Annotated in this window: 7 protein-coding genes; 6 read left to right on the forward strand and 1 reads right to left on the reverse strand. The window is 52.9% G+C overall.

What is annotated here, in order from left to right; translation table 11 throughout:
• Positions 1-50 precede the first annotated feature (50 nt).
• From EGT74_RS10010 to EGT74_RS10025, 5 genes are all read left to right on the forward strand, one after another.
• Positions 51-2,459, forward strand: a complete 2,409-nt coding sequence (locus tag EGT74_RS10010; protein WP_123846366.1) for an efflux RND transporter permease subunit — start codon at positions 51-53, stop codon at positions 2,457-2,459.
• Positions 2,460-2,703: 244 nt separating this feature from the next.
• Positions 2,704-3,408, forward strand: coding sequence for a hypothetical protein (locus EGT74_RS10015; protein WP_123846367.1), 705 nt, complete (start codon positions 2,704-2,706; stop codon positions 3,406-3,408).
• Between the two features lie 77 nt (positions 3,409-3,485).
• Positions 3,486-3,662: a hypothetical protein gene (locus tag EGT74_RS26885; protein WP_158618079.1), complete on the forward strand. Its 177-nt coding sequence runs from the start codon at positions 3,486-3,488 to the stop codon at positions 3,660-3,662.
• A 232-nt stretch (positions 3,663-3,894) separates the two neighbouring features.
• A complete protein-coding gene (locus EGT74_RS10020; protein ID WP_123846368.1) occupies positions 3,895-7,107 on the forward strand; it encodes a SusC/RagA family TonB-linked outer membrane protein in 3,213 nt (1,070 codons plus the stop codon).
• A gap of 26 nt (positions 7,108-7,133) precedes the next feature.
• A complete protein-coding gene (locus tag EGT74_RS10025; RefSeq protein WP_123846369.1) occupies positions 7,134-8,579 on the forward strand; it encodes a SusD/RagB family nutrient-binding outer membrane lipoprotein in 1,446 nt (481 codons plus the stop codon).
• An 88-nt stretch (positions 8,580-8,667) separates the two neighbouring features.
• Here EGT74_RS10025 and EGT74_RS10030 read toward each other — a convergent pair whose 3' ends face one another.
• Positions 8,668-9,699 (reverse strand): M12 family metallopeptidase, encoded by a 1,032-nt coding sequence (locus EGT74_RS10030; protein WP_158618080.1) that lies wholly within the window; start codon positions 9,697-9,699, stop codon positions 8,668-8,670.
• A gap of 361 nt (positions 9,700-10,060) precedes the next feature.
• Here EGT74_RS10030 and EGT74_RS10035 point away from each other — a divergent pair, with 361 nt between their 5' ends.
• Positions 10,061-12,919 carry a SusC/RagA family TonB-linked outer membrane protein gene (locus EGT74_RS10035; protein WP_123846371.1) on the forward strand — a complete coding sequence of 953 codons (2,859 nt, stop codon included), beginning with the start codon at positions 10,061-10,063 and terminating at the stop codon, positions 12,917-12,919.
• The last annotated feature ends 3 nt before the right edge of the window (positions 12,920-12,922 follow it).

Consider the following 12,922-nt stretch of genomic DNA (forward strand, 5'->3'; position numbering starts at 1 on the left):
ATCATAATGAATGGTTACCTTTATGGCCTTTACCAAATCATGTATTATATATGTGGCAACGCCTGGCAGGTTTTGTTCTGAAATTCCGTTTATGGCTTCTGGCTTTGTTGATGATAGGCACCGCCATTATGGCCTGGTACGCCAGCAAGGTGGAACTGTCTTATGAATTTACGGGAGCCATCCCCAGGGACAATCCCAAATGGCAGGAGTACCAGCAGTTCAAACAGAAGTTCGGCGAAGACGGTAATATGATGGTGATCGGGATCGAAACCGACAGCGTTTTCAACCTGGAATTTTTTAAGGATTATGTGAAGCTGAACGACGACCTGCGCAAGATCCCCGCTGTGGAGAATACCCTCAGCGTGCCCGTGGCCATTAACCTGGTAAAAGACGACAGCACCCGTAAACTGAAGGCCGTACAGCTTTTCAGTCCTATGCCGCAAACGCAGGCGGAACTGGACAGCCTTTCCCGGATATTTTATTCTCTTCCCTTTTACCGCGGGCTTCTCTACAGCACCAACAGTTCTTCTTTCCTGATGGCTGTGCATATCAATAAAGGTGTGCTCAATTCCAAGGGAAGGATCAAGGTGGTGCAGGCCATCACCCAAACCGCCGAGGCATTCGGCAAGCGGCACAACCTCGATGTGAAGCTGAGCGGCCTGCCCATGATACGCACCATCATGGCTACCAAGGTGGCCGACGAGCTGAAGATGTTCCTGGGGATCTCTTTTCTGCTCACGGCCTTCATCCTGCTGGTGTTTTTCCGATCGTTCGGCGCCGTGCTGATGAGTATGATCGTGGTGGCCATCGGCGTGATATGGTCGGTGGGAACGATCGTGCTTTGCGGTTATAAGATCACCCTGCTCACCGGCCTCATTCCGCCGCTGATCGTGGTGATCGGGATTCCTAACTGTGTGTATTTCCTCAACAAGTACCATACGGAGTACGCCATCCACGGCAAAAAAATGGAAGCGCTCGTGCGGATGGTACAGCGCATGGGCATCGTAACGCTGTTCACCAACCTGACGGCGGCCATCGGGTTCGGGGTGTTTTATTTCACGGAAAGCGAAATCCTCAAACACTTCGGGGTGGTGGCCGGCGTGAACATCATGCTCATCTTCCTGATCTCGTTCATTTTCCTGCCCTCCGTACTGAGTTACCTGCCGCCGCCGAAAACTAAGCACACCAGCTACCTCGACAATAAAATGTTCCGTTCCATCCTGGACATGCTGAACAACCTGGTGTTCAAATACCGCCCCATGGTGTACCTGTTTACCGTGCTGATGGTGGCTGCCGCCATCATCGGGATGCTGCGGCTGAAACCGGTGGGGTATATCGTAGACGACATTCCTAAAAAGGATAAATTATACACTGACCTGAAGTTTTTTGAGCGGCATTTCAAAGGTGTGATGCCGCTTGAGATCGCCATCGACACCAAAAAGAAAAACGGGGTGGTGAACCTGCAGACGCTCACCAAGCTGGACGAACTGAGCGGTATCATTGCCAGCCGTCCCGCCTTTGCCCGTCCGCTCTCCGTGGCCGAGGGCATCAAGTTCGCCAAGCAGGCCTATTACGGCGGCGACAGTTCGAACTATGCCATACCCAACCAGTTCGACATCGGCTTCCTGGCGCCTTACCTGCGCATGAAAGGCGCCGCCGGCGATAATGCTTCCACCTTCACCAAACTTGTGTCGTCGTTCATGGACAGTACGCGGCAGATCGCCCGTATGAGCGTGAACATGGCCGACGTGGGGTCTGTGGAACTGCCGAGGCTGATCGATTCCCTGCGCCCGCACGTCAATGAAATATTCGACACCGCCCAGTATAAAGTCAGCTTTACCGGCACCAGCATCATTTTCCTGGAGGGCAGCCGCTTCATCATCAACGGCCTGCTGGAAAGCATCCTGCTGGCGTTTGTGCTGATCGTATTCTGTATGCTGTACCTGTTCCGCTCATGGCGGATGCTGATCATTTCGCTGGTGCCCAACATCATCCCGCTGCTGGTAACGGCCGGTGTGATGGGCTGGCTCGACATCGCCATCAAACCTTCCACCGTACTTGTTTTCAGTATTGCGCTGGGGATTGCGATAGACGTGACCATCCGTTTCCTCGTCAACTTCAAGCAGGAGCTGCCGCTCAATAATTATGACATATCCGCCACCGTGCGGCAAACGATCAACGAAACGGGGCTGAGCATCATTTATACCTCGCTTATCCTGTTTGCCGGGTTTATGATTTTCGCCTTCTCCGAGTTCCAGGGCACCAAGGCATTGGGCTGGCTCACGTCGCTGACGCTGGTGATGGCCATGGTGACCAACCTCACCATTCTGCCGGCCATGCTGTTGTGGATGGAAAAGGCCCTGCAGAAAAAAGCGCGGAAGAAGGAACTGTGGAAAACGCTCGACGACGAACCCGATATGAAGCTGGATCAGATAGGGCTCGACGAAAAAGAAGACTGATTCGCTCATCCCTGAATTTTACCGCTTAAACAATTTAATATAACTGGAGCATGATAACTTTTTAGGCTATGCTCCACCCAAAAACCTTAATCCGTGGCGTTTTGCCACGGATTTTTTTTAAATGCCGCCGTAAAATAATCTAGTGGGGCACGTTCATCATATGCATCCTGCCGCTTATAATAAAGCATTATATATAGCCGAGAAAAAGTAAGAGGTTTAACATGCCATTCTAACCTCTTAGTCCATGAAAAATAAGTTCCTAAAAGGCGCTCATTTGTCCGAGCGCAAGTTTAAGGAGATACTAAAGCTGTTCTCCGAAGATCTGACAGCCACGCAGATAGCGAATATCAGTGGTGTCAGCAGGGTAACCATCAACAGTTACCTGAAAAAGATAAGGATGCAGATTGTCAGGTACTGTGAGTCCCTGCAGCCTGAATCTACAGCCAATGCTGCATCCTGGGTGAGCCGTGGGTACGACCATGGGCATCACGATCACGATACGGCCGTTGCGGTTAAAACTGATGTTGACCGTATTGTGCGGCCTGTGATTTTCGGTATCTACAAGCTGGAGCAAAAAGTTTTCACAGAAATCCTTCCTGACGTCAGCCGTTCCATGATCCAGGCTATTGCCCGCGGGCGTTCCGTACTGGAAACCGTCGGTAATGCCGAAAGGATCCGCCGTTTCAACGGGGTGGTGGACCTGGGCCAGTACCGCCTGTACCACATCGGTAACGGTCATCACGATGCCGACGCCGGCAAGGCGATGCTCGACGATGTGGATGGTTTCTGGGGCCTTACCAAGCACCGCCTCGCCAAATTCAAGGGACTGAACAGGAACACCGCTTACCTGCATCTGAAGGAATGCGAGTTCCGGTACAATTACAGGAACGAAGACCTGTATGCCACGTTGATCAATCTCTTGAAAACATTCCCATTAAACTTATCTTGACCGGCTTCTGACAGCAATAAGTAACAGTTGTAATTCGATGCCGGTAAGGTAGATTGGGTTACCAAAATCTGTTGCTTATGAAAAAGACATTAACAAATGCTATGATATGGTATGCATACGCCATGTCATCAAAAGAAACGATACAGCACTTAATCTCATTGCCTGACGGCGTTTCAGCACATAAAACATATTCAGTTGAAGGCAACTTCAACGACCAAAATATTCTAAAGAGTCTCGATTTAGATTTTGGTTGATGATAAGCGGGTGATAATCTTGTCGCCTGCTTTTTCTTTTTGTAACCCTCCCAATCCGCTGTGGTAGCAAATTGCAGGCGCATATCCATATACGTAAACCAGTCTTCATTTATTCATTTTTAAAATAAAATCTATGGCACCTCCAAAAAAAATTTGCGCGCATTGCGTTAAGAAATCATTAAGTGAACTATATTTGACTGTTAAAATTTCGTTAAACTACTAAATCATGCTTATGAGGAAAGGTCTAACCGCACTTTTCCTGCTCCTGATTTGCCTCTCAGGACAGGTAATGGCGCAAAGTCGAACCGTTAAAGGAAAGGTTACGGCGGCTGAAGACGGAACGCCTATTATTGGCGCCACCGTTATCGCAAAAGGTACCAATGTCGGTACCGTTACCAATGCAGAAGGTGTTTATTCCCTGAATGTTCCTGACGGCGTAGATGTGCTCGTTGTGAAGTTCATTGGTATGAAAGATACAGAAGCCAAAATCAACGGCGCCACAGTGAACGTTGTATTGGGCGCTGATGTAACCACCCTTACAGAAACAGTCGTAACCGCCAACGCCATCCGCAGGGACAAGCGCTCGCTGGGTTACGCTTCCCCCACCGTGAAAAACGACGAGCTGACCAAAGGTCAGAGCTCCAGCGCATTGAACGCGCTGGCCGGTAAAGTGGCCGGTGTGAACATCACCAGTACCGCATCCGCTCCGGGTAGTTCTTCCCGTATCGTACTGCGCGGTGGTTCTTCCATCACCGGTAACAACCAGGCCCTGATCGTTGTGGATGGTGTGCCCATCGACAACTCCAGCATCATCGGCGGCGGAGACAGCCGTTCTTCCATCGACTTCGGTAACCGCGGCAACGATATCAACCCTGACGATATTGAGTCCATGACGATCCTGAAAGGCCCCGCTGCAGCTGCGCTGTACGGTTCCCGCGCATCCAACGGCGCCGTGATCATCACTACCAAATCAGGCAAAAAAGGCGATAACAAGAAGAACGAGGTTACGTTCAACAGTTCCGTTACCATGTCCAACATCCTGAAACTGCCTACGTTCCAGAATGAATACGGACAGGGCGGCCACGGTACGCCCGACCCCCGTGAAAACTTCAGCTGGGGGCCCAAACTCGACGGGTCCATGCAGGAGTGGGGCCAGTCCATCAACGGCGTGCGCCTCAAAAAACCGTATGTTGCCCAGCCCGACAACGTGAAGAAATTCTTCGACCTCGGCGTGGCTACCAACAACAACCTCTCCCTGTCCGGCGCCACCGACAAAACCACTTATTACCTTTCACTGAACGCGCTTAACTCCGACGGAGTAATGCCCGGCAGCACCGACCGGTATAATAAATACAGCCTGCGTTTCAACGGTAGCACCGAGCTGACCAACAAGATCACGACCAGCATCGGCGTGAACTACAGCCGTGTCAACAGCAGCATGATCCAGGGCGGTCAGGGCGACGGTTCCGTATACGACAACGTACTGCAGACCGCGCGTGATATTCCCCTGGATAAAATGGGCGACCTGAACAATCCTTACTACAGCTTCGGCGGTTTCTTCGACGAAGAAGGTAATGAGCTCTATGGTTTCTATGGTTCTTACACCACCAACCCGTATTACATCCTGAAAAATTTCAGGAACGAAAATATCGTTGACCGTGTGACCGGTAACTTCACCATCAACTACAAACCGCTTGACTGGTTGACGTTTACCGAAAGACTGGGCGGCGACATCTATTCCGACCAGCGTAAAACCAAGGTGCCGAAATACAACTACATTTCCTGGGGCACCAACAACGGTTACCGTCAGAACGACCAGACCAACGGTGGTGCTTACGGCGAAAGCCAGTTCAACGTGAGCGACATTACGCACGACTTCATGGTGAACATGAAAAAAGATTTCAGCAAAGACTTCACTGCGAGCCTGTTGCTCGGCAACAACGTGCGCCAGCGTGTATTTAACCAGCTGGAGGCCGTGACCAACTCCGCCGGCGGCCTGATTGTACCGAACTGGTATAACCTCGGCAACAGCAATGGTCCCGTTGAAAGCCTGAACTTCTACAGCAAACGCCGCCTGGTAGGCCTGTATGCTGAGCTGAGCCTGGCTTACAGGAACATGCTCTTCCTGGGTGCTACCGCGCGTAACGACTGGTCGTCCACACTGCCCAAAGGAAGAAACTCCTTCTTCTATCCGAGCGTGAACGGTGCGTTCGTGTTTACCGAACTGATGAAGGATTCCAGAATCTCCGAATTCCTGAACTATGGTAAAATCCGCGCCAGCTGGGCTTCTGTAGGTAACGATGCAGATCCTTACCTGCTGAAATCCTACTACTCCAAAGCAGTAGTGGCCGGTGGTTTCAGCTCCACCATTTTCCCGCTGAACGGCATTCCCGGCCTGAGCCTGGATAACGTGATCGGTAACCCCAACCTGAAACCGGAGATCACCACCGCGTTCGAGGTAGGTACCGAACTGGCCTTCTGGGACAACAGGGCGTCTATCGACTTCTCTTATTACCAGAACAAATCCAAAGACCAGATCCTCGCTATTCCCACACCAGCTTCCATCGGTTTCACTTCCAAAGTGACCAATACCGGCGTGGTGGAAAACAAGGGTATTGAACTGGCTGCACGTGTAACGCCCATCAGAACTGCTTCCGGCTTTACCTGGGAACTGTTCGGTACTTACACCCGCAACAAAAACACCGTGGTATCCCTGGATAACGGTGTTGAACAGATCGTGATCGGCGGTTTCGGCGGCATGAGCATCGTAGCGGCAGTAGGCAAACCTTACGGTACCTTCTATGCTGAAGACGTGCTGAGAGACGAGCAGGGCCGCATCGTGATCAACAACGACGGTGGCACCAACCTGCCGTTGCTGACCGATCAGGCGCAATACCTGGGTTCTTACAATCCCAAGTACCAGGCATCATGGGGCACCAACCTGTCTTACAAAGGCATCAGCTTCAGCGTGCTGTTCGATACCAAACAGGGTGGTAAATTCTTCTCCCGCACCAAAGACATCCTTGGTTTTGTGGGCGCCACTCCCGAAACTTCAGAATTCGGCCGCCAGCCTTATGTACTGCCCAACAGCGTGTACCTGGAGAACGGCAAATATGTTCCCAACACCAGTGTGAAAACCGACATGGAATCCTGGTACACCAACCAGCTCGATCCTTCCGGTACGAAAGTAATCGACGCTTCTTACGTGAAACTGCGTGAGATCAGCCTCAGCTACCGTCTGCCGAAATCGCTGCTGTCACGCACTGCCCTCGGCGATGCTACCGTTGGCGTATTCGGTAACAACCTGTTCCTGTGGACACCGAAACAGAATTCCTTCGCAGACCCGGAAATCAACTCCGGCGGCGCAGGAAACGAGCAGGGCTTTGACTTTACCGCACAGCCTTCACTGAGGAACTTTGGCGTTAACCTGAAAGTGTCCTTTTAACATTGAGCAGTAAAAAAGAACAAACCATGAAAAGAACCATAAAATATTATCTCGCAGGATTGGCCATTGCCGCGCTGGTACTGCCTGGATGTAAAAAGTTCCTGGACGTAAACGAAAATCCGAACGCTACTGAAAAAGCCGGTGAAGCACAGATTCTTCCCGCTGTTCAGGCGAGCGCGGCCTACGTAACGGGGCAGTATTACCAGGTTTTCGGCGGTATGTGGGCCCAGTACTGGACGCAGGCGCAAACCTCCAACCAGTATAAAACCATCGACTCTTACGCTTCTACCGCCAGCGATTTCAACACCATGTGGTCGCTGATGTATGCGGGCGGACTTTCCGATACGGATTCCCTGATCTCCAAAAGGTTCATAAAAAAGACGGAAAACTACGCCGCCATCGGTTATGCGATGCGCGCCTACATTTTCCAGCTGCTCACGGACGCGTTTGGAGATATTCCGCTGAAAGAAGCGCTGAAAGGCGACAAGAACCTGAGCCCGAAATATGATACGCAGAAAGAAGTGTACGACAGTATTTTCGTATGGCTTGACCGGAGCATCAGCTTGTCTGACCCTGATTCCGACTTTACTCCCGGCTCCGACGACCTGATAGGCGAAGGGGATATGGAATTCTGGATCCAGTTTGCCAACACGCTGAAGCTGCGCGCTTACATGCGCCTCTCCGAAGTGGACGCGCCCCGTGCGCAGGCCGGCATTTCAGCCATGTACACCGCAGGTGCCGAATTCCTGTCGACCGATGCGAAAGTAAGCTACAGCACCGCTGGTGGCAACCAGAACCCGCTGTATGCCGAAATGGTTGGTTTGAGCAGGGTACAGAACATCCGCGCCAGCTCTACCGCTGTGAACCAGTTCAAGGCTAACGCAGACCCGCGCCTTACCAAGTTCTATACGCTGGTAGGCGGTATCGTGGAAAGCACCCGCCAGGGCAGCTTTGACACCACCAATACCGAAAGGCCGCTGTCCCGTCCTTCCCCGCTGCTGGGTGGCGACGCACGTACGGACGTTTCTGCCTCCGCTCCTGTGAAACTGATTTCCGAAGCGGAAAGTTATTTCCTGCAGGCGGAAGCAGCAGCAAGAAGCTGGGGTACCGGTAACGCACAGGCGCTCTATGAAGCCGGCATCCGTGCCAGCTTTGCCGCCTATGGCCTCACCCCCGCCAATGCGAACACTTATATCGCAGGCGCCGGTAAATGGCCCGGAGGTACTGTGGCTGCACAGGTTAAAGCCATCATCACGCAGAAGTACTTCGCGATGTGCGGTAACCAGAGCTTCGAAGCATGGTCTGAATACCGCCGTACCGGCTTCCCGGACTTCCTGGTGGATTCCTATGCATCCGTACTGCCCGCAGGCGTGAAACCCGCGCGTTTCCTCTATCCGCAGACAGAGCAGACCCGGAACGCCAACTATCCCGGCAACAAAAAAATCGACGAGAAAGTTTGGTGGGATAAATAATCTCTTCCGAACGACCATATTGCCGCGAGGCCGTCTCATTTGAGGCGGCCTCGCTTTTTGTTTTATAACCCTTGCAGAAAAGACGGTTTCAGTAGCTCCACAAACCGTTGTTATAAATATCGAAGTCGAGCTTACGCTGCGCTCCGGTGCGGCGGTTCCTGATGCTATAACCTTCGCCGAGGGCAATATGGTTCGTGCCGGGAGACAGCAGCCACTTTTGCGGGGAGGCATTGCCACCGGGAGCATCGTCATCTTCCCAAGTAACGCTCACAAGGAGCTCGAGTGTCCACGGTAAATTAGCCAGTTGCGTCATACTCGCGTCTGTATAGGCCCACAGGTCACATTGCCAGGTACTACCGATTTCAGTGCCGTTATTGATGACTTGTTCATTCGTTTTTGCCATTACAAAATAAGGGCGGTTGTACATGTGATTGTATGTATCGATGTCTCCCACGGAGAGCCAGTTGTTACGGCCGAATGTAGAGCCGTCGAGCCGGGTAATCGTTGGTTGGCCGTTGGCAGAAAAAGCGAAGGATTCATATAGCATCACCGACGCGAAGTCGAATGTGCCGATCTGGAAACCAGGTACGCCAATTTCTTCCCAGGTCCAGAAATTGGGAGCCGCGCCGCTTTGCATGTTCTGCGGATGGATGGCGATGCTCATCCAGCGGTCTTTCCGGGACTGTTCATGGAAGAAACCTATGGCGTGGCCAATCTCATGAATAACAGAGGTGACATCGCAACCAGGCGCCAGTTTGATCTCCTGCCGGCCTCCAATTTTTCCGTATGTGGCGGCGCACACCGTGCTGGGAACAAATTCAACATAGTCAGGCTGGCTGGTGCGCACAACAAACTGGAGATTGGTTTGCTGCTGCCAGTGGCTGATGGCATCTTCAACATCGAACCTGTCGGCCAAAGGCAGGTTGGGGTGAATCGCGTAGAATACTGTTCTGTTGGGCCACATTCTGGCAAAGGATGAAACGCCGGTGCGCGCATTTTCTTCCGTTTCGCCTTTCAGGAATGCTATCTGCTCTTTGCTGAGCACAATGTCTCCCTGTAGGTAGTATTCGCCGTTGTACTCGACAACAGGTGTTTTTTTGCCTGTTTTTCTATTTTCCAATACAACCGGTGTGCCTGCCGGGCCCTGGAGGCAGGCAACGCAGGCCGGGGCTCCCGTCACTCGCGTGGATTCATTCTTTGACCTCGTTTCTTTTTTACAGGCTGAAAATAAAAGGATAAGAGCGGGCAATAGCCATGCATTAAGTTTCCATTGGGTGTTCATGGTGAATGTTTTAAGCGTGATCTTGGAATAAGGGTGTAACAAGGGTTTAAAACAGATTGAATTTCGGGATTTTCCATGTTATTTTTCCGTATTATTCAGGACGGCTTTTTATATCACATGTTTATGTAGTATCTTTACCAATTGACAATCAGTATCTTGTGGACTTGATCCCGTCACATCACTTTTCCGTATACGAGGCATGAAAGCATTCACTATGAAAAATGCGCTGATCTTATGGCTGTCAGTCACCATAAGTATTCCCGCTTTTGCACAAAAATCCCTTCCAGTTGCAGACAGCGCCGCGCCGGCCGCCAAGCTGCTCGATGAAGTAGTTATTGCCGGGTACAACGTTGCTACCCGGAAACAATACACCGGCGCCGTTACCACCATTCCCGGCGCGCAGGTAAGCCGGATGCCCGTCGCCTCCTTCGATCAGGCGCTGCAGGGCCTGGCCCCGGGCCTTTATGTGGCGGCATCTTCCGGCCAGCCGGGTGCCACGGGCCGTGTGCTTATCAGGGGACAGGCCAATCTGGGCGGCGTGGTATCGCCACTGTATGTAGTGGATGGTATTGCGGTGGAGAGCGGTGTTTTTATGAGCATGAACCCTTCCGATTTTGCTTCCGTCAGCATCCTGAAAGATGCCAACGCCACCGCTCTCTACGGCGCGCGCGGCGCCAACGGCGTGATACTGATCACCACGAAGAGAGGCAAAATGGGCCCGGCGCGCCTCGTGTTCAACACACGGCACGGTGTTTCCGTGCCCACCCGCGACCGCTTCGATATGATGAATACGGCCGAGCGGCTGCAGTTCGAAGAAGAGGTAGGCCTCGAAACAGGAGGGCGCACACTCGGCCCCGGCTGGCGCTTTTCAGCGAAAAACCCCGCGAATGCCAACCTTGCCCCGGCGGTCAAAGAACGTTACGCGGCTATTCTCGACAGCCTGCGCGGTATTCAGACCGACTGGCGCGATTATCTTCTCCGTTCTTCAGCGCCCTTTCATGAATACGACCTGAGTGCTTCCGGCGGCTCCGAAAACGTGCGCTTTTACACTTCCGGGAATTACATGAAACAGGCCGGCATAGCTTACCGTTCCGATATCGAACGGTACAGCCTGCGCACCAATCTCGATTTTACCGCGGACAGGTTTTCGGCCTCGGTGAACACCGCCATCGGTTATTCGAATAACGACTTCATCGATAACGAGAACCTGACCAATGTCGGCAATCCTTTCGCCGCCGTGTATTATGCCCTGCCTTACGAGCAGCCTTACGTGAACGGGCAGCTGATGCACAGCGGGAATAAAGACCGCCTCGGCGGCGCGTATGATACCCGCGAAGGCTCCGACGCACTGGAGCGGATGCAGAACACCACTTACCGCGTTAACCAACTGAAAGGCCTCGTAAACACCGCCATGCGCTACAATATCCTCAGTTCGCTGTTTGCCAGCGCCAACTTCGGGATGGACTACCGGGAGAATGTGGATACGCGCACCGTGAAGCCCGGCTCGCACAGCGCCATCACCACACCCGGCGGGCAGGGGCTGCACCGCGAAGAGATGACACGGTATTACCAGTTTACGGCTACTACCGGCCTCACCTACACGAAATCTTTCCATCAACTGCATAACCTGACCGTCAGCGGCTTCTATGAGTTCAACCGCATGAAAACCTCCGGCATGCGCGTAACCGGTTACGGCATTACACCCGGCCTCTACGGCACGCTGTCCGGCATCACACAGGGCACCGCGCTCAACGGTTTCATCCCGCAGGTGGGCGGCGGCAAAACAGGCCTCGCCATGGCCTCATGGATTGCACTGGCACGCTACAGCTACGCGGATAAATACCTGCTGAACCTTACCTACCGCCGCGACGGCTCCTCTACCGTTCCGGAACAAAACCGCTGGAAAAGTTTTTATTCCATCGGTGCCGGGTACGACATGAGCAAAGAGACTTTCCTCGAACCGCAGACCTGGCTGAATACCCTGCGCCTGCGGGCCAGCTACGGCACGTCGGCTTCCCCTTTCCCCGGTAACTTTGCATACACCGCCGGTTACGGCGCTTCGCGGTACGACGGCTCGCCCGCCATCATACCCACCTCCCCGGGCAATACGAATTACGATTGGGAATACACGAAAATTTTTAACGCAGGTGTGGACGTAGCCCTCTTCGATCAAAGGCTGCGGCTCGTGGCCGACTGGTACAACCGGCGCACGGAAGGAGTGTTCGTGGAAGAGCAGCTCTCGCAAACGAGCGGTTTTTCTTCGCGCATGAACAACGCCGGCGTTATCCGCAACCGCGGGATTGAGATCGACCTCAGCGGGGATATTGTGCGGAACGGGGATTTCTCCTGGTATGCCGGCATCAACTTTACGTACAACAAGAATAAGATAATCAGTCTCGGTAAAACCAAAGAATTCACCCAGGGCACCAACCTGTTCCGGACCGGCCTTCCCGTGAATACACACTATGTGGTGAAATGGGCGGGCGTGGATCCCCAAACCGGCAAACCACAGTATTATAACCGCGACGGATCCATCACCAACGTGGCCAACCCCGCACAGAGCGTGGCGGAATTCGGTACTTCCGATCCCCCGTACTTCGGTGGTTTCACCACCGGCGCAAAATGGAAAGGCTTTTCCGCCGACGTGCTGTTTACTTACGCGCAGGATTATTACCGCTATGATTCGGAAGAATTTTACACGCTCAACAGCAACGGCAATGCCGCCAGCAACCAGAGCCGCAAATGGCTCAGCCGCTGGCGCAAGCCCGGCGACGTCACCAATCAGCCGAAGTTCGGCGAGCCCTTCGGGTTCAGTTCGCGCGAGCTGCAGAATTCTTCGTTCGTGCGGTTGCGAAACGTGCAGCTGGCTTACACCTTTCCGGAAAAGCTGCTGAAAAGCACCCGCATCCTGCGTGGCGCCATGGTGTACATGCAGGGCCAGAACCTGTTGACGTTCACCAGCTGGACCGGCTTCGATCCCGAAGACACCAACAACACCGCTTTATTTGAATACCCCGCCGCGCGTACCATTACCGCCGGCGCACGCATACAATTTTAGCAC

This window comes from Chitinophaga lutea (assembly GCF_003813775.1).
Lineage (GTDB): Bacteria > Bacteroidota > Bacteroidia > Chitinophagales > Chitinophagaceae > Chitinophaga > Chitinophaga lutea.

What these genes read in the sequence shown, in the direction of transcription:
- EGT74_RS10010 (WP_123846366.1), top strand. Translation starts at nt 51, where the DNA reads ATGTGGCAACGCCTGGCAGGTTTTGTTCTGAAATTCCGTTTATGGCTT.
- EGT74_RS10015 (WP_123846367.1), top strand. Translation starts at nt 2,704, where the DNA reads ATGAAAAATAAGTTCCTAAAAGGCGCTCATTTGTCCGAGCGCAAGTTT.
- EGT74_RS26885 (WP_158618079.1), top strand. Translation starts at nt 3,486, where the DNA reads ATGAAAAAGACATTAACAAATGCTATGATATGGTATGCATACGCCATG.
- EGT74_RS10020 (WP_123846368.1), top strand. Translation starts at nt 3,895, where the DNA reads ATGAGGAAAGGTCTAACCGCACTTTTCCTGCTCCTGATTTGCCTCTCA.
- EGT74_RS10025 (WP_123846369.1), top strand. Translation starts at nt 7,134, where the DNA reads ATGAAAAGAACCATAAAATATTATCTCGCAGGATTGGCCATTGCCGCG.
- EGT74_RS10035 (WP_123846371.1), top strand. Translation starts at nt 10,061, where the DNA reads ATGAAAGCATTCACTATGAAAAATGCGCTGATCTTATGGCTGTCAGTC.